This is a genomic window from Mesorhizobium sp. P160187 (assembly GCF_057766425.1).
This window is the reverse complement of record NZ_JBYMDX010000002.1, coordinates 207,456-231,418: the sequence shown is the minus strand read 5'-3', so window position 1 is coordinate 231,418 and position 23,963 is coordinate 207,456. Positions and strand designations below refer to the sequence as shown.

Below are 23,963 nucleotides of genomic sequence, written 5' to 3'. Positions count from 1 at the left end.
TGTGGCGTCCTCGATCCATTGCTCAAGGCCGGCATCGTCGTCGCGTATCAGTGCAGCCAAACGTCAAGCCGGGTCACCCGCCTTCAAGAGCTCCGACGAGTAGTCAGCTTTGCCGTCCATGAACTGGCCCATGCCATCACTGCCAGGGCAACGCTCATCAGCCGGCTGCGACTGGATGCCAGCCTGTTTGCGCCACCGCCAAAGCAGACCACGCGCACCCTCGGCCGGCCAGCGCAAAAAGGTCCAGCGCTACCAAAGCTCAAGACACTCCTGTCCAACCCCGCCACAATTTGGGCCAGGATCATCGTGTCCGCCTGGTATGGCCATGTCGACGGCAAGACGCTCGAGATCAGGTCTGATACCGCCTTGTGGTACAGGCCCGGTACCCCGGTAATGCCGATCCGCTGGGTGCTGGTCCGGGATCCCGATGGCAAACGCCCCCCTAAAGCCTTCTTCAGCATCGACACCACCCTCGAGCCCGCCGACGTCATCGCCCTGTTCGTCCGCCGCTGGACCCGTGTCCACCTTGGCGTTGAGACCCAGCGGCAATGGTCCGACAAGGCCATTGCACGAACCACCCCGGCATTGCTCGGGCTCTACAGCCTCGTATCGCTATGGGCCTGCGATCTGCTCACCAGCACCACCGCCCCATACGCAGCAGCGTGGTACCGAAAAACCAGCCTCACGTTCAGCGATGCCATCGGCGCCGTCCGCCTCGCAATCTGGATCGGCGACATTAATCAGTCCGCCCTGAACAACGGTTAAGCCATTGACACGGCATGGTCGCGGAGACGGGGGAAGTATCCGGTTTCGCGGCTGAAGCAGCAAGCGCCAGCAGGATGAGCGCACGCCAAAGCGCCAGCGTGGCGAGGATGAGGCGCAGATTGTGGCCTGCGGCCACGAGCAGCGCATTGATGGCGTCGCGAACATGGCCGAGAAGGAAGTTCCGGTCCAGCCTCCCATCGGTTTTCATATGGCCGATGGTGGCCTCGATGGCCGATCGTCGCTTCAGTTCCCGCTTCATGGTGGCCGTCAGGCCGCGCCGATGCCGGCGATCATCACCGAGCCCGAGCCTTTGTAGTCGTGGCCGCGATAGCCCTTGTCGACATAGATGCGGTCCGGGTCGACGCCGCCGATCTCCACCGCCTGATCGACGGTCGCGGCGAGCGTATGGCCGTCATACGGATTACCCTCGAAGGATTTGGCGGCCAGCACGAGGCCTTCCCGGTTCGTCGTTGCGATCCCGACCTTGCAGCCAAACTCGTAGGGCGTACGGGCTTTGCCTTTCGAGATACAGACCACCTCGGGCGCATGCAGTGAATAGAGCTTGTTCTTGTCCTTCGGCTTCTGGACCAGCAGCCGCTCGACCAGCCCGAACAATCGAGCAAACCTGACCTCGAGTTTGGCATTGCCGGCGATCTTGCGGCTGATGTCGCGGAACACGCGTCCGAGATAGGTGCGCAGGCGCTTCAGTTCGCGTCGCATCCGGCGGAACTGCCGGGCGTGGGCATAGCGGCCGGCGCGAACCGCCGCGGCATTGGCGAGTCGGGTGTGGCTCTGCCTGAGCACGACGCCATGCCGCTTCGCCTGGCGAACCAGTATCTGGATGGCCTTCAGGTAAAGCCGGCTGTCGGTCGGATGGGCGATCGCCTTCGGCTGCACCGTGGTGTCGATGGTGATCCGCTCTAGCGAGTTCGGCTTGGCCGTCCCGGTGTCGAGTGCAACCTCGACGCTCGCCTTCAGCATTTCCTCAAGCCCCTCCGGCCCGATCCGCTTGCGCCAGCGCGTCATCGTGCTGGCGTCGATCGGCGCCTCGTGCTGGAAGAACTCGAAGCCGCAGAAATACTGCCAGTAGGCATTCTCCACCCAGCGATCCACCACCTCCTCGTCCGACAGGGCATGGACGTGCTTGAGGTAATGCAGCCCGACCATCAACCGCGTCGGCTTGGCCGGCCTGCCGACCGGACGGTAGAAGCGGCCGAACGTCTCATCGAACCGTGCCCATGGCATCAGACCTGAAAGCCGAACCAGGGGGTGCCTCATGTTGATGATCGCGTCCAGACGTTCGCGGAAGAGGTCATTCCTGTTGCGTGACGGACGGGATGGCAGCATCGCGAAAACACCGGAAAGGTACAGGATCGGATTCGATTTCCGGCATTTTCCAATACTTCAAACCCCTTGGGAACCCTGCAACACAAGGCTTCAAGCTATTTTTCAGGCCGAACTAATCAACACTCCCCGCCAAACCGGGAACGACAAAATATCCCGCCAGAGCGCATCCTGCGAATGGCGCAAGCCCTGTGCTTCGCCACCTAAACGTACAAAGTCGAGCTGAGAGAGCGAGACTTTAATCAGTCTTTCGATAGACCGACACGTGGCTCCAGGATGAGGTGTCAACTGGCCGCCGCTCCCAATCGCCCCAACGCTCAACTAGTTCAAAGCCGACGAAACGAGTGAGAAGTTCTAGTTCGGATGGATATACATATCTAAGTTTGGTAGGCAGTGTGCGCACACCCCGGGGCGTAATCCAAAGATCTTGCGAAACAAACAGCTGTTCATTACGATTGTGCCTAGTAAATCTAACTAATGTTCGATCTTCATCTACGTGAAAAACCGTCGTCCTTTGATCGCCATACTTTCCAGTCCCGGTAAAATCTGTCGTGTTTGGGTAATTTAGATGAATAACAAAACATCCATTATCTGCCAGTGCGTTCTTTGCTGACTTTAGGCATGCCAGCTGCATATCTACGGAAAGCATATGCGTGAACGAATTATTGACACAATAAACCAGATCGAACCGCTTTCCAATATCAAAGTTTACCATATCGCCGTGATAAGTTTGCACCAAGCGTTGACCATTTTTTTTCTCAAGTAACGAAAGCATGCGAGCGGAATTATCGAGACCATGGACTTGCGGTCCCACCTTGGCCAGCGGCAACGCAATATGTCCGTTTCCACATCCGAGTTCTAACGCTGCACCCCCCCCGACAAGTCCTGCTAGGAATGCCACGGCCTTCGCAGTCTCTGCAGTTTTGTTTAGTTCCGCGTATTCGTCATATACGTCACTCCAATAAACACCAAAGTCTGTGTACGCATCATCATTTTCGCGCTGGACATTGTTCATGGTGCATCTCCGCATGGTTATTGTCAGCTTGGTTATATTGCACGGGCAGTCGTGAAGACCGGAGACATCCTCCTCCGCTTCCAAGTCCGTGGCCCGCATGGCGAGCGCCAAGATGTGGAACGCCATATTCGCTTGGTTGTTGAGACCGATCCGAGTTGTTTCCGAAACCACATCCGCCATCCAGCAGTGACATTTTTCGGATTGTCTAGTGCGTTCTGACTGCGAACAGGGGGAAATTCCCAAAAATGCCAAACCCGACATCGAGGCTTACCTTTCGCTTTTCGGAGATAAGTCATCTATGATCGGCCCCCGAAAAGTCCCCGACTACAGGCCGGCTCGCCGGCAAACCGAGATATGACGTTTGGATTCTTTGGTGAATGCACCTCTTTTACTCGGAGAATGGAATCCGAAAGAAGTATTTTCTATCGATCGTTTGCGATGTCGAGGTGGTCATTCTCTCAATCGAAATTGTCTGTGCATCGAATGGCTCTGTTTTTAGGTGATCGTCTCGATTAGAAGCGCAAGAGCTATGCCAACACTAAAACGGTTCCGATTCAGTAAGTTGGCTTTTCGCGTCTGATTCTATCTGTTTGCTACGGCACAGTTTGTCTGACTTCCAACAACGGACAAGAATTGGATCGCGGAGGGCACCACCTTAGGCACAGTGCAGAAGAGACGACACGGAAAGGGCAGGAAAAGCTTGACTCACCGACCCAATCAGAGAATTAGTCGGGAGCAATAAGAGGGACGTTGAAGGCATCGCCCTGCTCGCCGGCGAGATAGTTGCGGCCCATCCGGTGCTCGGCCTTGATGTGGCCGATCGCGGGCTCGATCGCGGCGCGGCGGCGCATCTGGCGCTTGATGGCTCGGGTGACACGGCGTTCCTGGTTAGCTCTGCCAAGATAAGGATATGTTCTGCATCCTCATAGATTTCAGCTCCAGGTTCCGGGCTCAACCACGCGACGCGGCTCGTTTGCTGGGCCCTATCCACCTCATATAGGTGGATGGAATCTAACACTTGGTGCCCACGTTTGACGGCGGCAATAATCTTGTCGGGGTCGGCGGTCCAAGCGGTTGATGGCCGCCTGCAAGAAGCCCTCGACCGCGTTGAGCCACGAGCACGAGGTCGGCGTGAAGTGGAAGGTGAAGCGCTGATGGCGGTTGAGCCAGGCACGCACCTTCGGGTGCTTGTGGGCGGCGTAATTGTCGAGGACGACGTGGACGTGCAAATTCCGACGATTAACCGGACTCCGTTGGAGTGCACCCCCAGACTGAGACAAGGAAAATCGCGGACACCTCCCGTGTTAAGCTATGCAGCCTTTTCCATCTGTCGCCCGCGTGAATGCTTCTGTTCGTATTCCTCCGGACTGAGGTAGTCGAGCGCCGAATGTAGGCGCTGCGTGTTGTAAACGGTCTCTATGAAAGCACCGATGTGCTTGCGGGCATCATCTGCATCCTTATAGGCGAGACCTTGCACCTCTTCCTGTTTCAGGGTTTTCATGAAGCTCTCCGCCTTCGCATTGTCGTAAGGATTGCCGACACGGCTCATGCTTGCCTGGATGCCGCAGCGATGCAGAAGTTCGGAGTAGGCCCCGCACGCGTATTGAACCCCGCGGTCGGAATGATGGATGAGGCTCCCGGGTACGGGCTGGCGATCAGCGATCGCCATCTCGAGAGCCTCGATGGCAAGGCTTGCTCTAAGATGCGTATCCAACGCCCATCCGACGACCTTGCGGCTAAACGCGTCAAGGACAACGGCAAGGAAGGCAAACTCCTCGGCCAGATGCAGGAAGGTGATATCGGCAACCCATAGCTGGTTTACGCCATTGAGGATCATTCCCCTCGCGAGGTTCGGCACTACTTGCCAACCATGCCGGGAGTTGGTCGTCACAGGCACAAAGGGTCTAGCGCGCAGGCACAACAGATTGTCTTCACGCATGATCCGTAGAACGCATTTGTGATTGACTTGCCACCCCTCGCGCCTCAGCAGGGCTCCAATTCGGCGATAGCCGTAGTGTATGTTGCCGAGAGCCAGGTTCTGAATGAGATCGCGCAAACCCGTCTCGGCCCGACGAGGGGCCGAATCCAGCCAGTGACGGTAATAGCTCGCGCGGCTGACACCAGCGAGCCAGCACATTCTGTCGATGTTGAATTCGCCTTGCGAAAGGCCGGTCATCATCTTTTCGATGACTTTGAAGATCCCGTTTCGCCGGAGCGCTGCTCCGACGCCGATCTTCCTCGAAGTGCCGCAAGGCTTCGCGAAAAAAAATCGAGATCGAGCTGCTGCTGCCCGACCTTCTGCTCCAGTTCCCTGATCCGGCGCCTGGCCTTGCTCAGTGCCTTTCCTGAGGTGACGGCACATCGACTGCACTCTGCAGCTGCGCGGCCCCATCAACTCCTGCTGTCCTGGCCGGCCGGCCGCGCCGACGTGACTTCAGATTACCATGAAGCCTCAGATGATCACGCCACTCGTAAAGTCGTTGCCGACTGATACCGACCTCATCTGCCAACTTGCTGACGGTTTCGCCCGCCTCCATGCGCCGGAGAAGCTCCAGCTTTTGGTCATCATCAATAACTCTTTGCCGTCCGGCCATGCCCCAGTTTCCTCTCCTTGCGGGGAAACTGTCCGCGATTTTCCTTGTCTCAGTCTGGGGGTGCACTCCATAAGCGTCCGGTTTCGTTTCGGAATCACTGTCCGGTCTCATTGGAATACGCAGTTCCGTCATGCCTTCGCGGTCCACCGCCTCACGATGTGGGCACAGGAAGGCGTCGATATACACGCCAAGTGCCCTTGCTGTAGCCTATCTCGGCGGCCGCGTCACAGGCGCTCTTCGCCCTCGTCGAATCCTTCTTCACCACCTATCTGCCCCGTCAGCGCGGCGCGAGCCCGCACACGATCCGCGCCTATCGCGATACGCTCAAGCTGCTGCTGTTGTTTGCGGCCCAGCGTCAGAACCGCGAGGTCGCCGCGCTCAGGCTGAACGATCTCGACGCCAATATGATCGCTGCGTTTTTGGATCATCTCGAGACCACAAGGTCCAATTCCGCCGCCACACGCAACTGCCGCCGTGCCGCGCTGCGCAGCTTCTTCAAGCACCTTCTGCGCAACGACCTTGACCATGCGGTCCGTTACACACAGGTGCTGGCGCTGCCATCGAAGCGGGCGCGACTTCGACCTGGCCACTACCTTGAAGCTCCCGATATTCGGCCATCATCGAGGCCCCCGATCGACGGACCCGCCAAGGCTGGCGCGACTATACGCTGCTGCTTTTTCTCTACAATTGCGGCGCACGGGTCAGCGAGGTGACCGGCCTGCTATGGAGTGATCTGCAACTGATGCCACCACGGCAGGTTCGTCTACGGGGCAAGGGTCGCAAGGAACGGCTCGTGCCGATATGGTCACAAACGGCCGATGCACTGCGCCGCCTGCACGGCATGACAGCTGAGGATCAGCGGCATGTTTTCGTCAACCGTCACGGTCAGCCCCTGACCCGCGACGGAGTGGCCTACATTCTGACCAAGCATGTCTCAGCAGCAGCCCAGGATCGGCCGACCCTGGCACGTGATCGTGTTACGCCGCACGTTTTGCGCCACAGTTGCGCCGCCGCGCTGCTGCAGTCGGGCACTGACGCGACCGTAATCCGCGACTATCTCGGCCACGCCAGCATTGCGACCACGAGCCGCTACATAGCCACTAACCTGAAGATGAAGCGTGATGCGCTGCAGACCTTGGAAACATGCCGATCTCGAGCCCGTCGAGACCAAACCATGGAAGCCGAAGCCAGACCTGCTTTCTTTCCTCCAGTCGCTCTGATTTTATGTCGACAAACACCGCCGGCTTTTTCGCCAGAACCCAGCTTCTGAGCGGCAGAACTCCAGATAAAACTTCGCCCTGGATAATGTGCCTTATCTTGTGCAACAGATAAGGCACATGCGCGTCGTAAATTCTTCGTGCTTGCCGACATCGCCGCCAATGCCAAACGCGGCAAGAACGCCGCGCCGATCTCACCGATCGCGCTCGAGGCCGTCAAGCGCATCGACGCGCTGTTTGACATCGAGCGCGGGATCAACGGGCTTGCCGCCGACGAACGGCTGCAACGACGCCGGCAGGAAAGCCGTCTTCTCGCCACCGAACTTGAGGCCTGGCTGCGAACCGAGAGGGCCAAACTGTCGCGCAGTTCTCCGGTTGCCGAGCCTATCGACTACATACTGAAGCGCTGGGATGGCTTCACGTCCTTCCTCGGCGACGGCCGGATTTGTCTCACCAACAACGCCGCCGAACGGGCGTTGCGTGGTTTCGCTCTCGGCAGGAAAGCTTGGTTGTGATCGGGCCGCCTTCATGGCAACCCTGATCACCACCGCAAAGCTCAACGACGTCGATCCGCAGGCCTGGCTGGCCGATGTTCTCGCCCACATCGCCGACATGCCGATCTCCAGGCTGGAGCAATTGCTCCCCTGGAATTGGGTGGCATCGTCAGTAAAAGCCGTTGCTGCGTAGGCTCTGATGGCTCACAAAACCGACAGAGATCAGCCTGACAAAAACCGAGCTCTTGTTCGCGATGTATTGCTTCGCGATTGGGATCCGATCGGCATATCTGGCATTCCCGAAGCTAAGGACGAATATGACGACTATGCCGACGTCGTGCTCGGGATGCTGATCCACGAAAACGCGACGGCAAAAGACATCGCCGGCTATCTCTTCAAAATCGCCACAGAGGACATGGCGCTGTCCGATCGCAAGATGCCGAAACTGTGCGATAGAGTCGCAGAACTAGTCGTGGCGCTCCGATCAAACTTTTAGGAACAGGCTTGAGCTACCTGCGGTCTTCACCGGATGGGTACGCGAAGTGGCAGGTTTCGGGTATTGCTAGCCTCCCGCCAATTCGGAGATGGACGTGGCAATTCGTGTGGCCCAAGTAAAAGCCGCATTCATTTTCGATTGCGACGTCCGCAGCCAGTTGGCCCTTTATTTTCCTGAGATCTGCGTTACAGGCCGGGGCGTTGTCGCCGTTTCGGAGGGTAAGATGGGATAGGCGACCTCGGGTGCCTCTCCGGTCAGCGAGTTGAGGAAGGCAACAAGCAGGTCAACTTCTTCGTCCGCCAGTACTACGCCAAGCTGGGTGGTCCCCATGATGGCGACGGCCTGTTTCAGATCCCAAACCTTGCCCGAATGAAAGTATGGCGCGGTGAGTGCAACGTTGCGCAGCGGCGCCACACGGAAAACATAGTAGTCATCGGCTGTGTTGGTGACCGCGAATCGTCCCCTGTCTTTGTCCGGCAGGATCTCGGCGCTGGGCTGTTCCACGAGGCCGAATGGGTAATAGGCTTCCCCACCAACGTTGATGCCGGCATGGCAGGACGAGCAGCCTTTGTCCATGAAAAGCGCCAGGCCCTGTTTCTGGTCGGAAGTCATGGCAACCTCATCACCATTCAGGAAGCTGTCGAACGGGGCCGGTGTGACCAGTGTCGCCTCGAAGGCTTCGATTGCCTTGGCGAAGTTGTCGAAGGTGACCCGATCGGCTTCAGCCGGAAAAGCTGCATCGAACCACTCGACATATTGCGGCATGGACTTGAGCGTGGCGATGACTTGGCCCGGTGTATTGGCCATTTCGATGCCGGCTTGGACCGGTCCCTTCGCCTGAGCCTTCAGGTCTGCGGCACGACCATCCCAGAACTGGGCGATGTTGAAGACAGCGTTCAGTACAGTCGGCGCGTTGCGCTGTCCCTTCTGCCAGCCATGGCCGATCGAGGTTTCGTGATTGTCGTCGCCGCCGGTGGCCAGGTTGTGGCACGAGTTACACGACAAAACGCCTGACGCCGAGACGCGTGGATCGAAGAACAGTGCCTTGCCGAGAGCGATCTTTTCCGGGGTGACCGGGTTGTTGGCGACTGTCGGCGTGGTGGATGGCAAAGCCCTGAAGGTGGCCAATGCCGTATCTCTGAGGTCGGTGGGGATCGAATCCGCAGCAAAGGCGGTGGGTGCCAGCAAGGTGACAGCCATCGTTCTGAATAGGATTTTCATAAATGGTCTTCCTGCGTCGTGCACGCAGCCACTATGCGATCTGCGGCTCATGAACGCCCTGAGCTAGATCAGCTGAGGGAGAGGATCGGGGTCTGACACCGGTTTTCGCGGCTGAGCTGGAACCCTCTTGGAACTGATCGCTCTTCTCGATTGGACTTCAGGGAGGAGGAGTATCCCTGCTCGCAAACGTTGTATGCATCAAAGCACGCCCTGGGGGCGGCTTCGTAGATTCGGTCACTGCGATCTTCCCTCCATCGTTGAGAAAGTCGATAGCATCCGCAAGACTGGCAATCACTTGCACGATGTGCGCTGCACGGCTTGCGAAAAGTGAGCTTCTGAAACCTCAGGGTTCATTCGTTCCTCCTGACCTGCTGATTGCGTGGACACCCGCCGACTGCAAATTGTGATGTCACCAGCGATGGCGGTTTCAATACCTAAGCAGCGACGGTCTATGCGACAGTATGGAATGTCCTATCGGAATAGCCGGTCCGCCTTGTCGATCGTCACACCGGCATATAGCTCCGCTTCTACGAACATCCCATCACGCGAGGAAAGACATGGCCAATACGCGCAGTATCGCCAATCTAGCCCTTGTGCCGGCGCGGCGCTTGAGCAGGTCCACCAGCTGTAACTGCCTCACACCTTGATCCACAGATCCTAGGCGATGACCACGTTGTCGTCATCATTTGACGGGACGCGGGGCATTAGCCCATAGGCGAGCCACCGCAAACTGTGCGGTTGCCATTAATGATGTGAATTGGAATGATCTTCGGTTTGCGAAACACGCACGTCCGACGCAGCTTGCGTTGACAGAGGCGGTTTTACGCGCAATAGCACCTCCGCCGGCCTATTTTTGTGGAGTTCAATTGTGGTTCGGCCAAGGGCGCTGGGCGCCGGACCGGCCCCGTGTAAACCTCATTAAAGAGAGAGAGAGACCCTGCATGGAAGAATTCTTACCGCGCATCGCCACTGGTGCCGGCATCGGCCCGGCTCTCGCAGAGAAGGGCGTTGGGTTAATGCTGGGTTTCCTGCAAAGCCACGCGGCCGACGGTCCCGTTGCGCGCATGATCGAGGCCATTCCGGGAGCTTCGGAATTAGTAGCGAAGTATCATGGCGACGACCCAGAGGGTGGCGGCCTTATGGGGCTCGGCCAGCAATTGATGAGTGAGGGTCTCAGCATGGCAAAGATCGCCGGCCTCGCCAACGAGACGATCGCCTGCGCCAAGGAACATGCCGGCGACGAACTCGTGGACGAGGTCCTCAATTCCGTTCCTGGCCTTCCCCAGTTCGTCTGATCAGCGGCAGCCGGGGGCGCATGACCTCGTGCGCCCGTGCCGGCCCGTCTGCGCAGCAGGCATTCTCCGCCGAGCGTTCCGTACCGATCTCGCCAGACCACCAACCGCCGGGCACGCGAAGCGCGCGTTGGAGTACTTCATTCGTCTATTGCAAAATCAACTTCAGGCGAATCGATGTGTATAATTTCCGGCGGTAAGGGTTTATCCTGAACGCTTTCGATGAAGCCCGCGAGATAAGCAAACGTATTGTATTTCTCGAGGACCAACCGCTTCGCCTCTCTTATTGCGCCGCGACGTTCCTTCCAGAGGTCCGAGTCGATGATTTCTTGAATTTTTTGGATTACGTTCTTGTCCTCTGGGTCAATCAGAACCATAGAGTCCGAAGGGAAGAACCTCGTGATTGCCGGGCTGCCGTAATAGATCGGCATTGTTTCAGCGACGAAGCAGTCCATAAGCTTCTCTGTAAAATAGTAATCAGCACGAGTATTCTCGAAAGCTATACTGTAACGATAAGGTGCGAGTGCGTTCCATTTATCTCCAATCAGCCGAAAACCTCGGCCGAACAGGTCAAAATCGAGCTCCATTCTTAGCCGTTCCAGAAACGCCAGCCGATACCGATGTCCTTTAAGCAGGGCGATGTTACTGGTAATCCATGAGAGCCGAAGTGGCTTATCCACGACTTCGCTGACCAGAAGTTGGTCATATGTCTTGTTTACAGACCAAGACCGAGTGATCGGTGGAGACAAAACGAATCGGCGCGCTGCATTCTGCCGAGCAACCAGCTCTGCGTCAGACGTCAGGACGATAGTATTTTTCCCCTGCCCTTCATGAAATGCACGATGAGCTTTCGTCGGCGGTTCGCCGATTGCAAAAATTATCCTGTTTGGGCTCGCCTCGATATCAACAGGCAGCCCAAAAAGAGAAGCAGAGTTAAAGACAATATGCCAATCGGGCACGAATGATGTCGTGCGTACAAAAGCGACATTGTTCCAGATTCCACTGCCCTTTGGAGTGAGTTGGTGGATTGCATCATCCAAAACGCCCCAAGAATCTAGACATGTAGCAACAATGGGCGCCGGGCGTTCCGTCAACAATTTGGCCGACAAAGCAGTTCCACTCCCTTCACTCGTGAAGGTACTCAATCGCCATTCCGGATTGCGGTAACATTGGGCAGCATAAACCTTCCGGGACCTGCTGTCGAGGCACAATTGCCGCTTTGCACTTGACTAGGTTCTTCCTCGCTTCGTGTGGTGATCGGGCCGGCTGAGTGGCAGCATGCGTGCCTAAGGAGCTCGCAGCCCGCTCTGCCTAATGGTACGTTTGATCGTCTTCAGGCGGTTGATCAGCCCTTCCGCCTGGCCGTTTTTCCACGGCATTTCAATGGCATCGCGAACGGCGTCAACGTTACGGCGTAGGACCAGACCGAAACGCGTGATGGCGACGAGCCCGGAGTTGACGCCACGAAGTGTCGAGCTTGCCGAATTCACAGGCCCCGCAAAATGCCGCGGAATGGCAAGCCTGCGCATAGTGGCAAACTCATGTGATCCCTGCTTCAGGACGTCGACCTTTGTGGCCTGGTTGATCGTCAGCACATCCCGAGCTTCGTGCAGAGGGCCGGGGCGAGTACCGGCGAGTTCACACGGCCGGTCAAGGGATTCCGTATGAGGACGCGTCGCTGGCTGGTTGATGCTTATGGTTGAAGCAGGCGACTCACTGTCCTCGCCCGGCCTCTCGGCGCGGCGCCAGCGTGCGAGAAGCCGCTCCAGATTCGAGAAGCTGCCCGTGTCGCCGCGCTGTTTGATATCGTGGAACAGGTGTCATCCGCAGCCATTGCCGTCTCTCCAGGACAGGCTAAGAAACGCCTCGAAATTCATTGATGTCCTTGGTTTATCAGCGGCGGTTCCCAGCCCCCTTGCAGAGCGGCTCACCGGCGATGAACTTACATCTTTGGCCATTGCCAATGAACGTTTGTTCCATCGTCCCTGACGCCCACCATCAAGCGATTTACTATCGCTCGATTTCACAGTCCAAAGAAGCAAAGCGAGACAAAAATAGCGCGCTTGGCCTCGAGGCTACTAGCAACTTCAGCGCACAGTTAGAGCGGCACGCGCCACGCACCTCGGCAGGGTCGCCAACAACGAGTGGCTCAGCGGTCACGACGCGAAATTTGGCGCATCGATGTCGCTTCTGGACGAGCATTGGCAATAACGCAGTCAGAGACATTGTTGCTTTCAGCGGCAACCGGCCCTATGAAGCGACGCTTCGCTGACTATGTTTCACCGCCTGGAGAGTTTCATGACAGAAGAAGCCGGAAAAAACGTCGACACCCTCATTGGGCTTGCCGCCGATGTCGTGTCGGCCTACGTCTCCAACAATCCGATCCCGGTGGGGGATCTCCCTGCCCTCATCGGCCAAGTGCATGCGGCTCTGAGAGCGACGGCCGGAGGTGTCTCTGCACAAGAGCCGGTTGCCCTTACGCCCGCAGTCCCGATCAGGAAGTCGGTGACACAGGACTACATTATCTCCCTTGAGGACGGGAGGAAATTCAAATCTTTAAAGCGCCATCTGTCGACCCACTATGGGCTGACGCCGGGTGAATATCGGGCCAAATGGGGCCTGCCTGTGGATTATCCCATGGTGGCGCCGAACTACGCCGCGAAGCGTTCGTCATTGGCCAAAACGATGGGGCTCGGCCGCAAACCGAAAGCGCCGAAAGAGCCGGAAGCGCCGGTGCCAACGAAGCGAACTCGCAAGAAGGTCGCGGCTTGATTGCGGCAATTGAAATTCCTTCTGCAGCGTTGCAGCCGTCGGCTAATCTGGGCGTCGCATAAAAAAGGCGGGGGGGGTCAACCCCGCCTTCCTTTCCAACAACTTGTTTCATGAGGAATTCGCGACCCATGCAGCAATCTGCTGCCCTATCGAGCGGCAGTGAGCACTTCCGGGCCTACACGCCCACTCTTGCGACTTCGCAGGAGAAAATTTCAACCAGCTTTGCTGAGGCTGCCAGCGGAGGACTTGCCAGTGCGGCGATCCTGCTCGATCTCATAGTTGATCTTCTGGCCGTCAGCGAGGGTCGAGAGGCCCGCGCGTTCGACAGCGGAAATGTGGACGAAAACATCCGGACCGCCATTGTCAGGCTGGATAAATCCAAACCCCTTGGTGCTGTTGAACCACTTTACCGTTCCAGTCGTCATATACTTGTTCCTTCTTCTACAATGCAACGTGGGCAGGCCATTAGGCCTGTCCGAGTCATAGCCGAGAGTTGGGCGTGGTCGTCCGCAAGGTGTCGCGGATCAAGGAAAATCCCTCCAATGACCATCCCCCAAGAACACCGCCGCCGGTCTCTGGGCCCATCCCAAGATGAGGCTCGAGTGAGCCCTGGCCGTATGATTCATCTGGCTCGGCCTGCCCGCGATCCTCCCACGGGGATCGAAGACGCAGCCCGTTCATGAAAATGAGGAACAAATCACTGCCTCGAAACTTGCCTTTCCAACCGGAGCAATCGATCGCCCCCTGGCTGCGCAAGGCGTTCACTGCCACCGCCCTGGCCCTGGCGACGACCGCTCCGGCTATGGCCGCCACCGACGGCGGCAAGAGTACGGATTTCCTGCTCGATGATGGCATGGAACAGTCGACATGACTCCGCGCAAATCGTCACTGATATGATCTGGCACAAGGTCCGCAGCGCCGACGAGCCACCGGGCAAACCCGAACTTGCCCCTTCCCTCGAGCGTCTGATCTTTAGGGCGACGCCCAACCGCGCCGACAGCGAGTTCGACGGAGCCGTCTCAGTCAGCGGCTACAATACCGCCCTCATTGCTTATAAATCGCTTTGGGCGAGATGATGGGCTTCGAGGCCGATCGCATGTTCAACCTCATTCTGAACGACGATGATATCGAGACCGAGCGAAACGTGATCCTGGAGGAGCGCCGTTGGCGCAGAGAGGCGGACCCTCAGGTCTGGTGGACGAGGAGGTCAACGCGACGTTGCGGCCAATCAGCCCTACCGCATTCCGGTCAACGGCTGGAGGCAGGAGATGGAGAAGCTGAACGGCACCGACGCATTCACGATCTCCAACGAATACCGAACAACGCCGTGCTGGTGGTGGCCGGCGACGCAGAGGCTGAGACAGTGAACGCTGACAGCGAAGACCTATGGAAAGGTTGCGCACGGGCCGGACCTGCCACCGCGCAACCGACCGCCGAGCCCGACTAGTAGAACCGCTCGGCGTCTTGTAGCGAATTCAGATATTCTCCCTCCCACTTGGGTACCGTGGTCTGCTAGCTGTATGGCCGAGGCCCTATAAGGAACCTTACGTCCGGAATACACACCGCACCTGCTATGGACACCTGCTGCGTTGAGGAGGAATCGGATATTGCCTCTGTGCCTGCCGATGATCCGTCACCTGAGATTCCCTGACCTGTTTGGACCGATTGATCGCCTGCCGGTACTTGGCACGCGGATGAGCGAGCGGACTTTCAAGGTCCTCAACCCGTCGACCGGCGAAGTGCTGGCAGAACTACCCGACATGGATGTCGAGGAGACATGCGTTGCGATCGACAAGGCCTATGTCGCGCAGCCTGGATGGGCAGGGTTTACCGCACGTGAGCGCAGCGACGTTCTATGGCGATGGCATCAGTTGATCATCGACCACGCCGACGATCTCGCTGCAATTCTCACCGCGGAGATGGGCAAGCCGCTTGCCGAGGCCAAGTCGGAGATATCGCATGCTGCGGCGTATCTGCAATGGTACGCCGAGGAGGCAAATCGCGTCTATGGCGAGACGATCTCCGCACCATCGACGGACCGCCGAATGCTGGTGATCAAGCAGCCCATCGGGGTCGTCGGCACGATAACACCATGGAATTTCCCGGCGTCGATGGTGGCGCGCAAAATCTCGCCAGCCCTGGCGGCGGGCTGCACGATCGTCCTCAAGCCCGCTGAACAGACGCCGCTGGTGGCTGGAGCAATGTTCGCCCTCGCCCATCAGGCAGGCTTTCCCGAAGGCGTCGTCAACCTGATCTACGCATCCGAAGGTGACGCGGTCGGCCGCGAACTTTGCACAAATCCCAAGGTCCGCAAGATCAGCTTCACCGGGTCTACTGAGATCGGGCGCTTGCTCATGCGCCAGTGCTCAGACCAGATCAAAAAAGTCAGCCTAGAGCTCGGCGGCAATGCACCTTTCATCGTTTTCGATGACGCCGATATCGATGCGGCGGTGGACGGTGCCATCCAGGCGAAGTACCGCAATGCCGGCCAGACCTGCGTTTCAGCGAACCGCCTTTACCTCCAGTCGGGCGTTCACGACGAGTTCGTCGAGAAATTCGTTGAACGAGCTCGCCAACTTCAAGTTGGTGACGGTTTCGCGCTCGGAGTGGACATAGGACCCCTCATCGACAAGAAAGCTTTGGCCAAGATTGAATCCCATATTGCCGATGCCGTAGCTAAAGGCGGCGCAATTCGATGCGGGGGCAAACGCATCGGCACGAATGGCACGTTTTTCCAACCAACGGTCCTGACCGGTGTCACCAGCGAGATGACCGTCGCGCGCGAAGAGACATTCGGGCCGCTCGCACCCATTATTCGCTTCAAAGATGCCGATCAGGTCGTGCGTGATGCCAATGAAACGATCTACGGCCTCGCGGCCTATTTTTATGCCTCTAACCTGAAGCGTGTCTGGCGTGTCGCCGAGGCCTTGGAATATGGAATGGTCGGGGTAAATACCGGCCGGATGTCTTCGGAAGCGGCGCCGTTCGGTGGGATAAAACAGTCCGGGATCGGGCGGGAGGGATCCCGCCATGGCCTCGAGGACTACCTCGAAATGAAATATCTCTGCATGGGCGGCATCTGAAGCATCGGCTTGAAGGGTTCACAGACGGGGTAACCTAGCGAGCGATCTCCAAATATGTGAATTGTAGGAATCGATCGGGAACTGAGGGGCGGCTCCGTACCCGAGCAACACGCAATCCTGAGGAGCGCCTCTCGACGAGACAAGCGTCTGCATGTCGGCGAAGACGGCGCGCAATGTACGGAGGATACGCTTGCGATTTAGTGGCCCTCGCCGACTATCTACAGGCGACGGGCTGTCGTTGCGCAGGTATGGTTGTGAACCATAGCTTCGTGAACGCTGGTTTTCGTGGGCAGAATTTGACCTGCCATATTCCGATTGTCAGTAGCTCAGTTGTTCTTCGGCCGACGGCCGCGCCGGTACAGGCTCGGACAGAACCGAAGATACCATCAGGCAGGCATTCGCATTGGTGATCGGCGCACGATCCAGGGCGCCAGTTTGACCAAGCGGGTCGAACCGCATGACAGCCTTTGCCGGCTGGAGGACGGAAATCCCGATGCCGAAGAGGATGGTCAGCGCAGTCGAGCCCACACAGCATTTGCGGCACGAACAGCAAGGGCTGGGAAGCGATCGGCCGGCCGGTCCTCCAAGGCGCAGGTCAGGGTTGTCGACGACGCGTTGGTTCAGGTCCGCTAATCTGGTCTTTATCGTTTGATAGCGGCTTCGGTCGCCAGCGGCAGCGAGTCAAGATATTTGGCATATCGGCTTTGATTGCCTCGCATCTGGTCGAGATTGGGATAGCTCACCGATGCATCTTTGGGCTCATAGTGCTTCCTCCTCATCAAGATGAGGATTGCCGGATTTGGCGTAGAACACCAACACGGGTCCGAGATCACAGCGCGTCCCGGGCGCAAGGCGCTGGACGGACCGGGGCCATGTTTCGATTGAGACGCCATCGATGCCTCGCGCCAGCGTTCTGGCGAATCGGGGCATCAGCGGAGCGAGTGTCAGTGCCAGGATCGCAGCGGCCGCCGTCTGAAGAGCTAGCGAAGTCCGATTGCGGGCGGGATAGAAACGTCGCGCCGCCGCATAGTTTCGCGCCCGACGGTACATCACGCAATCCCGCACGAATTCGCAGACCTGAGTGGCCGCGCGCCGGACCGAGAAGCCTTCGTCCGAATATGCCCGCTCCATCGCCGCGCGATAGATCTCTATTCGAGCAAAGAAGGCGCGGTCGACTGGGCTCCAGTCGCCTGCATCGGGTACACGGCCGGCAAAATCCTGCTTGATTTCCTGGTCCAACGCATCAAGCCAGTTCAGCCAAATCCCTTGGAAGACCTCCTTCTCGGTGCGGCGCAGCCCGTCCAGCGTGAAATCCGTCCGCTCCCCTTCCGGGCGTGTCAGGCCCAAATGGAGGCGCACGACGTCGACTGTCTTTGGGCTCAGAACGTCCTTGCCCCAGACCGCGTGGCGGCAGCTGGTTGAAAACTTCTTGCCGTCGAGCAGGTAGAACTCGTTGACGTGATAGTGGATACGCGGCGTCCAGTGGGAGAAGACCTCGGCGTAAAGAGCGGGGTAGAGTAGCGCGTGGTAGAACGAATTGTCGAAGCCGAAGAAATGGACAATCTGCCAATCGCTGCCGGGCACCTCCGCCTTCCAGTCGCGACCCAGCGAGCGGCCGAGCGCCTGGATGTTGTAAAGAAAACCGAAGGCCATCTCCGGCCAGACCCAGATCACTTGCCCCGGGAACCCTTCGGCCGGCAGGCCCCAGTCCGAGGGGTGGGTAATGGGTACTGAAAATTCGCCGCGTTGGCGTAGGCGCGCGAAGACATCCAAGATGCGTAGCGGAACGCCTGATGCCCTTAGATGCCGGTCGATATTGTCGTAGCAGCGGTCCAGGGCAAGTTCCGGACGGCGGAGGGAGCCGACCAGCGGCGCTTCGGCAGACTCCCGTGACCGCGCTGCACCCAGGTCGTGGCAAAGGTTTGGGGCGCCGCATTCCTCGCAGATGTTGCCGGCGGCGGAGCCGCCGCAATCGGGACAGAGGCCTCTAACATCCGGCTCATAAAGATAGTGGCCTGTCACAGCATCGAAAAGCGCAGGGCTCTGGCGCAGATCTACCGCCGTGCTGCTCAGAAGAGTTCGGAAACACGCAGCTTGAAATTCGCGGTAACCGTCATCGCCCATTGTGGCTTGGAAGCTGTGGACGTCACAATCGAGAAGTGCAAGCGTGGCGCGAATCTCATCGGAGTAGTAGCGCGCCACGTTTGCAGGCGTCCATTGATCGGTAGCGGCGCGTGTCGCGACGTAGCTCTGGTAATCGTCGCTTCCGGTCAGGTGATACGCCTCGACTCCTTTCATGCGCAGGAAACGGGTATAGACGTCGGCGCCGAAATAGGGGCCAGAAAGATGCCCCAGATGCAGATCGCCATTTGGCGTTGGCGGCGCGGAGAAGACGAAGGTCGGCCCGCGTGGAGCCGTGGTCTTTGCAGCGGCATCAAGGGCGGCCTCGCCGTCTCGCCAGTAGACATCGACGAAATCCAGGTCTTTGTTCCCGTCATTGCGCAGCACATGCGCTTCAAAAGGATGGAACAGGACGACGTCGCCGGCCTCGACCGAGATTTCTCCAAGGTCGGTGGTGACCTTGCCCGCACCAGACAGGACCACGAAGGCCTCGATTTCGTCGTGCCGATGGGGCTCGGATGTGACCCCGGGTCCAACCTTTCCGAACGAAAACCCCGTGCGAGCGCTGCCCGTTCCGAGCGTGGCCGTGTCGATACCGAACGCTCGCGACAGCTCCGTTCGAGAAAACGTGTATTTGCGCATGACAACGAACCTAAGCTGTTGAAGAGTGGGACGGACCTTCGGCTGCCAACGAACAGCCTCAAGTGCACTTCATGGAGAGAAACGGCAGTCCGACCCGTTGGCGGCCCGGCCAGGATAGTGCAGCTCTGGGCCGGGAGGCGGGCGACCAAAGGGGGGCGCTAGTCGGGCTGTAGGCACACAGAAGACCGCCTGCGACCACCTCCACAATCCACGTGCCAAAGCGTCCGATGCTCCGCGCTCGCAAATCAGACCGCCATACCGTCCGCGCATTTTTTGAGCGGTCGATCAGTTTCGTGTGCATGCCTCCGCCTGGCTGCGTGAGCTCAATCGCGATAGAAGATCCCATTTGGGGGCTTGAGATTGTCGAGATCGGCCACTTTGCCCTCGGGCGGGTTAAGGGCGCGCTTAAGCACGTTATATTCAGCGCGGGTCGGCCCACCGGTTGAGGCACGCTGGAACACCAAGTAGAGTGTCCGCCGAGAACGATTGCTTTTGTTCGGTCGTGAGTAGTGCGGTGCGTAATCGTCGAAGATGAAGATGTCGCCAGCCTTCCATACTACGGGTTCCCAGGAGAACGTTTCGGCGACTTGAGGATAGATCACCCCACCGGCATCCATGGGAAAGATCCCCTTTTTGTGGTTGTCGGGGCTGAAGAAAAGCCCGCCGTTTTCCGGGTCGGAGTCGTCGATACCTATGGCAACCACGGCATGGACCATCCGGTCGGGGAGTTTGTGTGGAATGTGATAAATGTCCTGATGCGGCAGATAGCCGCCGCTGTCGGGGTAGTGGAAAATCAGCAACTCCTTGAGCCTGCGCGAATCTTCTCCAAGCAAATCATCGACTGCTGACTTTATGCGCTGATCTTCTAAGAGCAAACGACACAATGGATCATGGAAGTCGAGAAAATTCTCGATCTTGGAGATGATCTTTCGATTGTCCGTCGTCTTCTCGAACCACATGAGCCATTTATCATCGCTGACATCCCAGCGTGACACATCTTCGACAAAATTAGAGATATCTTCCTGAGCCGCTGGCGCAAAGAAGCTTTCGAGCCTGACGTATCCGTCTTTCTGCCACTTGTCTCTTTGTGTATCAGTCAACATGCGAAAAGCCCCCTGTTGGAAAGACTGGTTGGTCGGACCCCAATTAGGGTAGTCGCGCGCTGGCTAGTTGGGGTCCACGAAGACGCCCACGCATGTGGGACGGCGATGCTAAGTGCGTTCCGCTCCGACGGATTTTGTCCGGTGAAGCTCGGCGCGAGACTGCCTATGTCATGCTCGGCCGGGTCCAGGGCTTCGGTAAACTGGGCCGGATCAACCGCTTCACCCGGTCCAGCCACGACACGCATCGCTAAAGGCCGGCACCATCCGCTGACCGCCGACCCAGCCATGGCCCCCAAGACCACGGCGCTCTTTCGAGTGCGGGACCTGGTACGACCTTGACAACCGTAGGGGAAATGCACGCCCCCAGAATAATGCGATGCGCCGCGTGGTCCAAGAACTTGTTCGGTCACGATGATTTCGGAGAAGCCTCCGGCCTTCGCAGCGGAGGCGGACATCATTCCCAGGATGCCACCGATGATCAGAAGTTTACGAGTCATATCCCGCTGCCCATTTCTTCGGCTACGGGGGCGGGCCAGCTCTCGACCGACGTATGGCTGATGAAGCCAGGATGCTCGGGGTTCGCGCATGGCGCGCGCCCAAGAAGGCTATCGAGGATGCGGCGCGCGCGCCAGGCCAGCAGGCTTAGGTTCGGATCGGCCAGGCCGCGCTGCCCGAGGCTCGCGTTTTGTACGAAGATGCGTCTGTCACGCGGTCCGTCCCAGCTCACCGAAAAATCCTCGCGAATAGCTAATTCATTGTCGATATGCTCCAGCCGGTGCGCGATGGGTTCCAAGAAGTCTGGCATCGCGTTCTCGTAACCGGTGGCCAGCATGACGATATCCGCCGTGACTTCTTCGACCTCGACCATGCGGTGCTGCAGGGTCAGCCTGTGACCCGCGCCGGCGTTGATGCAGTGCGAGACGGTGCAGCCCGGCCGCAGTGTGATGTCGGATCGGTTTGGCTCGAAAAATGAGTGGCGGTAGAGCGCCTGATAGATCGCGCGCAACGTGCTTTCTGAAATGCCGTCCGAGGCAAGCACGAAACGCCGCAGGAGCAGCTTACGCTGCGACTCGCTCATCGCCGCGAAACGATCCGAAAAGCAGGGCATGAACAACTCGTTTGTGAACGGGCTGTTGTCCAGAGGCAGATAGTTTTCGCGCTGCGAGACCCAAGTGATCGAGGCAGGCCGCCGTTCTTTCGGCAGGCCGATAAGATGCAACATCACCTCGGCTCCCGATTGTCCTCCGCCGACCACGCAGACATGCTTTCTCCGCACCTCAGGGTGGATGTGCAGTAAAACAGATGAGTGGAACAGGTTGCGTCCAGTCCAACCCTGGAACTGAGGCGGAATTTGCGCCTGCTTGCCAATGCCGACCACGACGTCTCTGGCGCCGAGAACCGCCTTATCCGTCCGCACCCGAAACTCGCCGTCAAAGCGGATTTCGCGCACTGTCTCGCCGCCACGCACAAGTGGGTTCCTGTGGAAGACCCAGTTCAGGTATTGTTCGAACTCCACTCTGAGCACGGCTCCGAACTGTGCGTTCAGGAAGTGATACAGACGGCCGTTCTCGTGCAGGAAGTTTACGAAAGTGTAGGCTGATCGCGGATTCACTAGAGTGACCAGATCCTTGAAGTGGCTGACCTGGAGCTCCGAGGAATCGAATGCACTGCCTGGATGCCAGCGGAAGTCGACCTGCCGATCCAGGAACACCGCCCCTTTCCCAACTTGCTCGTATAGCTGACACGCAAGGCTCAAATTGGACGGGCCAGCACCGATCCCAACGCAAGATAACTCCACTGCTTCCTCCTATAGAGTCTTCCCACTAATTGCAGGCGAGAGCGCGGTGTTCACTACGGCGACGGCATTTTCGGTGCGCATGATCATGGACGACGTCTCGCTGATGCGTTCGCAGAGTCCCATGCATGGGCCGTGCCAGAGAAGGAACTTTATTAAACAATGGCTTGGCGGATTTACGATCCTGTCCGAAATCCGACATTGAGGGGGACGCTTCAGGGAGGCGCCCGATTTGCACTTCGGATTGGAGTGCGCCCCTGCGGGTGGACAGATTGGGTTTGAGGGATTTACCAGTGCTGTCGGGTTTTCGGAGAGAGAGCCATGGCAAGACACCGCAGTTACAGCATCACGTTCAAGCGTCAGGTTGTTCAGGAATATCTGTCGGGCGATACGTTTCACAGCTTGGCGCAACGGCACGACATCACCCGCACACTGATCCGGATCTGGGTTGGCAAGTATGAAGCAGGCGGCCTGACGAAGATGTGGCCTCGGCAGCTCTGATCACGGAATACGAGGCGCGGATTGCCGCGCTTGAGCGACTTGTCGGCAAGCAGGCTCTGGAACTGGAGTTTCTAAAGGGGGCTCTGAAAAGCGCTCCGCGGCCGAAAAGCGGGATTACGTCCGTCATCACCGGCCCCGTGGTCTCAGTGTCGCCAAAGGCTGCCGGCTGATGGGTATGGCGCGTTCCAGCTTCTATGACCGTCCCGAAAGGCCAGCCGACGACACCGCCATCGTCGAGGCGATGGTCTCGATCTGCGACGAGTTCGAGTTCTACGGCTATCGCCGCGTGGGTGCGGCGCTGCGTCAGCAAGGCGTGGTCGTGAACCACAAGAAAATCCGCCGCCTGATGGTCGAGCATGATCTGGTGCCCAGGATGAGGCGCCGATTCGTCGCCACCACCGACAGCAATCATGACAGCCCGATCTTCTCCAACCTGGCGAAGGAATTCGTCCCGACGGGTCCGAACCAGCTTTGGGTGGCCGACATCACCTATGTCGCGCTGCCCCCCCGCTTCGTTTATGTCGCCGTCGTTCTCGACGCGTGGTCGCGCATGATCGTCGGCTACGCCATTGGCCGATCCATCGACGCCCGCCTGACGATGGCTGCCTTAAGCGCCGCAGTCGAGCGCAGAATGCCGCCGCCAGGCTGCGTTCATCACTCCGATCGAGGCTCCCAGTGCCGCCGAAGGCCTACCGGCAGCTTCTCGCCAGCCATGGTCTGGCGGGCTCGATGGGCCGCAGGGGCAACCCTTATGACAATGCCAAGGCAGAGAGCTTCATGAAAACGCTGCAGGTCGAGGCGATCTACCCGATGGTGCTCGAAACCTTCGAGGAAGTCGCAGCACACCTTCCCCACTTCATCGACGAGGTCTACAACAAACGCAGGCTCCATTCGGCGCTGGGATATCTCAGCCCAAAGCAGTTCGAGGATCAACACATCCGGCACACTGGCAAATCAGGGGCCTGATCTCTGTCCACCCGCAGGGGCGCACTCCAGATGTCGCCTTTTTCCGAATAGCTAATCGGGCACCTTCTGCATCAGAATACTTCTCTATGGAGACCAGCCTCATGAACGGACAGTCACAATCTGGTGTCTCTGCCGGTTGCGATATGCCTTCTCCCACCGAGGTCGGCGGTTGCAAAAGCTGCCAGATCCTTCGCCTATCAAATGCCGTTGCACTTGCTCGATCCCGACATCCTCGGAGGCCGTGATCATGAACTGTGACGCAAACTCATGTCCGCCGCGAGGCCTCTCTCATCGGGAAGCAATTCTCTATGTTGGTGAAGGATCGATGCTCATGCTCAGGTGGTCGCGGATGGACGCATGCCCGGCCTAAGCGCATCAATGAATCTCTGTACCGATAGCCGGACAGAATTGGTTGACCATTCTGCCGATCCAAAGCACGACGCCATTCCATCCCTGCGGCTCAATCCAGGCGGAGGGATGAGGCAGCAGTCTTTGGCGCCTACCGGCCGGCCAGGAATGGGAGCCCTCGTAAACGCAGTCAT

Annotated in this window: 22 protein-coding genes and 5 pseudogenes; 13 read left to right on the top strand and 14 right to left on the bottom strand. The window is 58.3% G+C overall.

Translation table 11 applies throughout. The features are described from left to right. Nucleotides 1-18 precede the first annotated feature (18 nt). Complete coding sequence (locus tag AC3CCE_RS02380; RefSeq protein WP_352627360.1) at nt 19-765, top strand: hypothetical protein; 747 nt, start codon at nt 19-21, stop codon at nt 763-765. Here AC3CCE_RS02380 and AC3CCE_RS02375 read toward each other — a convergent pair. The 6 genes and pseudogenes from AC3CCE_RS02375 to AC3CCE_RS02350 all read right to left on the bottom strand — a co-directional run bounded on the left by AC3CCE_RS02375 (nt 737) and on the right by AC3CCE_RS02350 (nt 5,904). After that, nucleotides 737-2,112, bottom strand: a pseudogene (locus AC3CCE_RS02375) (IS5 family transposase). The gene AC3CCE_RS02380 and the pseudogene AC3CCE_RS02375 overlap by 29 nt on opposite strands. Before the next feature lie 235 nt (nt 2,113-2,347). Then, nucleotides 2,348-3,124, bottom strand: coding sequence for a class I SAM-dependent DNA methyltransferase (locus AC3CCE_RS02370; protein WP_352448024.1), 777 nt, complete (start codon nt 3,122-3,124; stop codon nt 2,348-2,350). A gap of 734 nt (nt 3,125-3,858) precedes the next feature. Continuing rightward, nucleotides 3,859-4,017, bottom strand: a pseudogene (locus AC3CCE_RS02365) (IS5/IS1182 family transposase); the annotation flags it as partial. A 110-nt stretch (nt 4,018-4,127) separates the two neighbouring features. Further along, nucleotides 4,128-4,347: pseudogene (locus tag AC3CCE_RS02360) on the bottom strand (transposase); the annotation flags it as partial. An 86-nt stretch (nt 4,348-4,433) separates the two neighbouring features. Then, nucleotides 4,434-5,300 carry an IS3 family transposase gene (locus AC3CCE_RS02355; protein ID WP_352627362.1) on the bottom strand — a complete coding sequence of 289 codons (867 nt, stop codon included), beginning with the start codon at nt 5,298-5,300 and terminating at the stop codon, nt 4,434-4,436. A gap of 157 nt (nt 5,301-5,457) precedes the next feature. Next, the gene (locus tag AC3CCE_RS02350) at nt 5,458-5,904 is read right to left on the bottom strand and encodes a helix-turn-helix domain-containing protein (RefSeq protein ID WP_352627364.1); all 447 of its coding nucleotides are present in this window, start codon (nt 5,902-5,904) and stop codon (nt 5,458-5,460) included. Between the two features lie 23 nt (nt 5,905-5,927). On the opposite strand from AC3CCE_RS02350, the gene AC3CCE_RS02345 reads away from it, so the two are divergent. From AC3CCE_RS02345 to AC3CCE_RS02330, 4 genes and pseudogenes are all read left to right on the top strand, one after another. Beyond that, nucleotides 5,928-6,431 carry a site-specific integrase gene (locus tag AC3CCE_RS02345; protein ID WP_488377092.1) on the top strand — a complete coding sequence of 168 codons (504 nt, stop codon included), beginning with the start codon at nt 5,928-5,930 and terminating at the stop codon, nt 6,429-6,431. Then, nucleotides 6,335-6,988, top strand: coding sequence for a tyrosine-type recombinase/integrase (locus AC3CCE_RS02340; protein ID WP_488377091.1), 654 nt, complete (start codon nt 6,335-6,337; stop codon nt 6,986-6,988). The genes AC3CCE_RS02345 and AC3CCE_RS02340 overlap by 97 nt, the downstream gene beginning before the upstream one ends. A 63-nt stretch (nt 6,989-7,051) precedes the next feature. Further along, a pseudogene (locus tag AC3CCE_RS02335) lies at nt 7,052-7,622 on the top strand (IS66 family transposase); the annotation flags it as partial. Between the two features lie 6 nt (nt 7,623-7,628). After that, nucleotides 7,629-7,925 (top strand): hypothetical protein, encoded by a 297-nt coding sequence (locus tag AC3CCE_RS02330; RefSeq protein ID WP_352627230.1) that lies wholly within the window; start codon nt 7,629-7,631, stop codon nt 7,923-7,925. 165 nt (nt 7,926-8,090) lie between these two features. On the opposite strand, the gene AC3CCE_RS02325 is transcribed toward AC3CCE_RS02330, so the two are convergent. Continuing rightward, nucleotides 8,091-9,146: a cytochrome-c peroxidase gene (locus AC3CCE_RS02325; RefSeq protein WP_352627232.1), complete on the bottom strand. Its 1,056-nt coding sequence runs from the start codon at nt 9,144-9,146 to the stop codon at nt 8,091-8,093. 941 nt (nt 9,147-10,087) lie between these two features. Between AC3CCE_RS02325 and AC3CCE_RS02320 the strand changes: the two genes are divergently transcribed. After that, nucleotides 10,088-10,441 carry a hypothetical protein gene (locus AC3CCE_RS02320; protein ID WP_023737108.1) on the top strand — a complete coding sequence of 118 codons (354 nt, stop codon included), beginning with the start codon at nt 10,088-10,090 and terminating at the stop codon, nt 10,439-10,441. 137 nt (nt 10,442-10,578) lie between these two features. Here the strand turns inward: AC3CCE_RS02320 and AC3CCE_RS02315 are convergent, their stop codons facing one another. Both AC3CCE_RS02315 and AC3CCE_RS02310 read right to left on the bottom strand, forming a co-directional pair. After that, the gene (locus AC3CCE_RS02315) at nt 10,579-11,583 is read right to left on the bottom strand and encodes a glycosyltransferase family 10 domain-containing protein (RefSeq protein ID WP_352627234.1); all 1,005 of its coding nucleotides are present in this window, start codon (nt 11,581-11,583) and stop codon (nt 10,579-10,581) included. A gap of 141 nt (nt 11,584-11,724) precedes the next feature. Next, complete coding sequence (locus tag AC3CCE_RS02310) at nt 11,725-12,033, bottom strand: hypothetical protein (protein ID WP_352627236.1); 309 nt, start codon at nt 12,031-12,033, stop codon at nt 11,725-11,727. A gap of 703 nt (nt 12,034-12,736) precedes the next feature. Here AC3CCE_RS02310 and AC3CCE_RS02305 point away from each other — a divergent pair. Then, a complete protein-coding gene (locus AC3CCE_RS02305) occupies nt 12,737-13,210 on the top strand; it encodes a Ros/MucR family transcriptional regulator (RefSeq protein WP_352627238.1) in 474 nt (157 codons plus the stop codon). A 212-nt stretch (nt 13,211-13,422) separates the two neighbouring features. Here the strand turns inward: AC3CCE_RS02305 and AC3CCE_RS02300 are convergent, their stop codons facing one another. Next, complete coding sequence (locus tag AC3CCE_RS02300) at nt 13,423-13,635, bottom strand: cold-shock protein (RefSeq protein ID WP_023671852.1); 213 nt, start codon at nt 13,633-13,635, stop codon at nt 13,423-13,425. A 254-nt stretch (nt 13,636-13,889) separates the two neighbouring features. Between AC3CCE_RS02300 and AC3CCE_RS02295 the strand changes: the two genes are divergently transcribed. The 3 genes from AC3CCE_RS02295 (at nt 13,890) to AC3CCE_RS02285 (ending at nt 16,293) form a co-directional block, all read left to right on the top strand. Beyond that, nucleotides 13,890-14,081, top strand: coding sequence for a hypothetical protein (locus AC3CCE_RS02295; RefSeq protein WP_352627240.1), 192 nt, complete (start codon nt 13,890-13,892; stop codon nt 14,079-14,081). Next, on the top strand, nt 14,056-14,286 hold the full coding sequence (locus AC3CCE_RS02290) for a hypothetical protein (protein ID WP_352448033.1): 231 nt from the start codon (nt 14,056-14,058) through the stop codon (nt 14,284-14,286). Before AC3CCE_RS02295 ends, AC3CCE_RS02290 begins: the two co-directional genes overlap by 26 nt. Before the next feature lie 549 nt (nt 14,287-14,835). After that, nucleotides 14,836-16,293, top strand: coding sequence for an NAD-dependent succinate-semialdehyde dehydrogenase (locus AC3CCE_RS02285; RefSeq protein ID WP_352627245.1), 1,458 nt, complete (start codon nt 14,836-14,838; stop codon nt 16,291-16,293). A gap of 318 nt (nt 16,294-16,611) precedes the next feature. Here AC3CCE_RS02285 and AC3CCE_RS02280 read toward each other — a convergent pair whose 3' ends face one another. The 4 genes from AC3CCE_RS02280 to AC3CCE_RS02265 all read right to left on the bottom strand — a co-directional run bounded on the left by AC3CCE_RS02280 (nt 16,612) and on the right by AC3CCE_RS02265 (nt 21,957). Beyond that, nucleotides 16,612-16,821, bottom strand: coding sequence for a hypothetical protein (locus AC3CCE_RS02280; protein WP_352627247.1), 210 nt, complete (start codon nt 16,819-16,821; stop codon nt 16,612-16,614). Between the two features lie 231 nt (nt 16,822-17,052). Continuing rightward, the gene (locus AC3CCE_RS02275) at nt 17,053-19,056 is read right to left on the bottom strand and encodes a class I tRNA ligase family protein (RefSeq protein ID WP_352448036.1); all 2,004 of its coding nucleotides are present in this window, start codon (nt 19,054-19,056) and stop codon (nt 17,053-17,055) included. A gap of 323 nt (nt 19,057-19,379) precedes the next feature. Continuing rightward, entirely contained in the window at nt 19,380-20,159 is a 780-nt protein-coding gene (locus AC3CCE_RS02270) for a phytanoyl-CoA dioxygenase family protein (protein ID WP_352448037.1), read from the bottom strand. Between the two features lie 493 nt (nt 20,160-20,652). Further along, entirely contained in the window at nt 20,653-21,957 is a 1,305-nt protein-coding gene (locus AC3CCE_RS02265; protein WP_352627250.1) for a lysine N(6)-hydroxylase/L-ornithine N(5)-oxygenase family protein, read from the bottom strand. Nucleotides 21,958-22,275: 318 nt separating this feature from the next. Here AC3CCE_RS02265 and AC3CCE_RS02260 point away from each other — a divergent pair, with 318 nt between their 5' ends. The 3 genes and pseudogenes from AC3CCE_RS02260 to AC3CCE_RS02250 all read left to right on the top strand — a co-directional run bounded on the left by AC3CCE_RS02260 (nt 22,276) and on the right by AC3CCE_RS02250 (nt 23,421). Continuing rightward, complete coding sequence (locus tag AC3CCE_RS02260) at nt 22,276-22,455, top strand: transposase (protein ID WP_352627252.1); 180 nt, start codon at nt 22,276-22,278, stop codon at nt 22,453-22,455. Nucleotides 22,456-22,612: 157 nt separating this feature from the next. Beyond that, nucleotides 22,613-23,236: pseudogene (locus AC3CCE_RS02255) on the top strand (IS3 family transposase); the annotation flags it as partial. Then, the gene (locus AC3CCE_RS02250) at nt 23,233-23,421 is read left to right on the top strand and encodes an IS3 family transposase (protein WP_352627254.1); all 189 of its coding nucleotides are present in this window, start codon (nt 23,233-23,235) and stop codon (nt 23,419-23,421) included. The pseudogene AC3CCE_RS02255 and the gene AC3CCE_RS02250, both read left to right, overlap by 4 nt. Nucleotides 23,422-23,963: the final 542 nt, after the last annotated feature.

What these genes read in the sequence shown, in the direction of transcription:
- AC3CCE_RS02370 (WP_352448024.1), bottom strand. Translation starts at nt 3,124, where the DNA reads ATGAACAATGTCCAGCGCGAAAATGATGATGCGTACACAGACTTTGGT.
- AC3CCE_RS02355 (WP_352627362.1), bottom strand. Translation starts at nt 5,300, where the DNA reads ATGACCGGCCTTTCGCAAGGCGAATTCAACATCGACAGAATGTGCTGG.
- AC3CCE_RS02330 (WP_352627230.1), top strand. Translation starts at nt 7,629, where the DNA reads ATGGCTCACAAAACCGACAGAGATCAGCCTGACAAAAACCGAGCTCTT.
- AC3CCE_RS02325 (WP_352627232.1), bottom strand. Translation starts at nt 9,146, where the DNA reads ATGAAAATCCTATTCAGAACGATGGCTGTCACCTTGCTGGCACCCACC.
- AC3CCE_RS02320 (WP_023737108.1), top strand. Translation starts at nt 10,088, where the DNA reads ATGGAAGAATTCTTACCGCGCATCGCCACTGGTGCCGGCATCGGCCCG.
- AC3CCE_RS02305 (WP_352627238.1), top strand. Translation starts at nt 12,737, where the DNA reads ATGACAGAAGAAGCCGGAAAAAACGTCGACACCCTCATTGGGCTTGCC.
- AC3CCE_RS02300 (WP_023671852.1), bottom strand. Translation starts at nt 13,635, where the DNA reads ATGACGACTGGAACGGTAAAGTGGTTCAACAGCACCAAGGGGTTTGGA.
- AC3CCE_RS02295 (WP_352627240.1), top strand. Translation starts at nt 13,890, where the DNA reads ATGAAAATGAGGAACAAATCACTGCCTCGAAACTTGCCTTTCCAACCG.
- AC3CCE_RS02290 (WP_352448033.1), top strand. Translation starts at nt 14,056, where the DNA reads ATGATGGCATGGAACAGTCGACATGACTCCGCGCAAATCGTCACTGAT.
- AC3CCE_RS02285 (WP_352627245.1), top strand. Translation starts at nt 14,836, where the DNA reads ATGATCCGTCACCTGAGATTCCCTGACCTGTTTGGACCGATTGATCGC.
- AC3CCE_RS02275 (WP_352448036.1), bottom strand. Translation starts at nt 19,056, where the DNA reads ATGCGCAAATACACGTTTTCTCGAACGGAGCTGTCGCGAGCGTTCGGT.
- AC3CCE_RS02270 (WP_352448037.1), bottom strand. Translation starts at nt 20,159, where the DNA reads ATGTTGACTGATACACAAAGAGACAAGTGGCAGAAAGACGGATACGTC.
- AC3CCE_RS02260 (WP_352627252.1), top strand. Translation starts at nt 22,276, where the DNA reads ATGGCAAGACACCGCAGTTACAGCATCACGTTCAAGCGTCAGGTTGTT.
- AC3CCE_RS02250 (WP_352627254.1), top strand. Translation starts at nt 23,233, where the DNA reads ATGAAAACGCTGCAGGTCGAGGCGATCTACCCGATGGTGCTCGAAACC.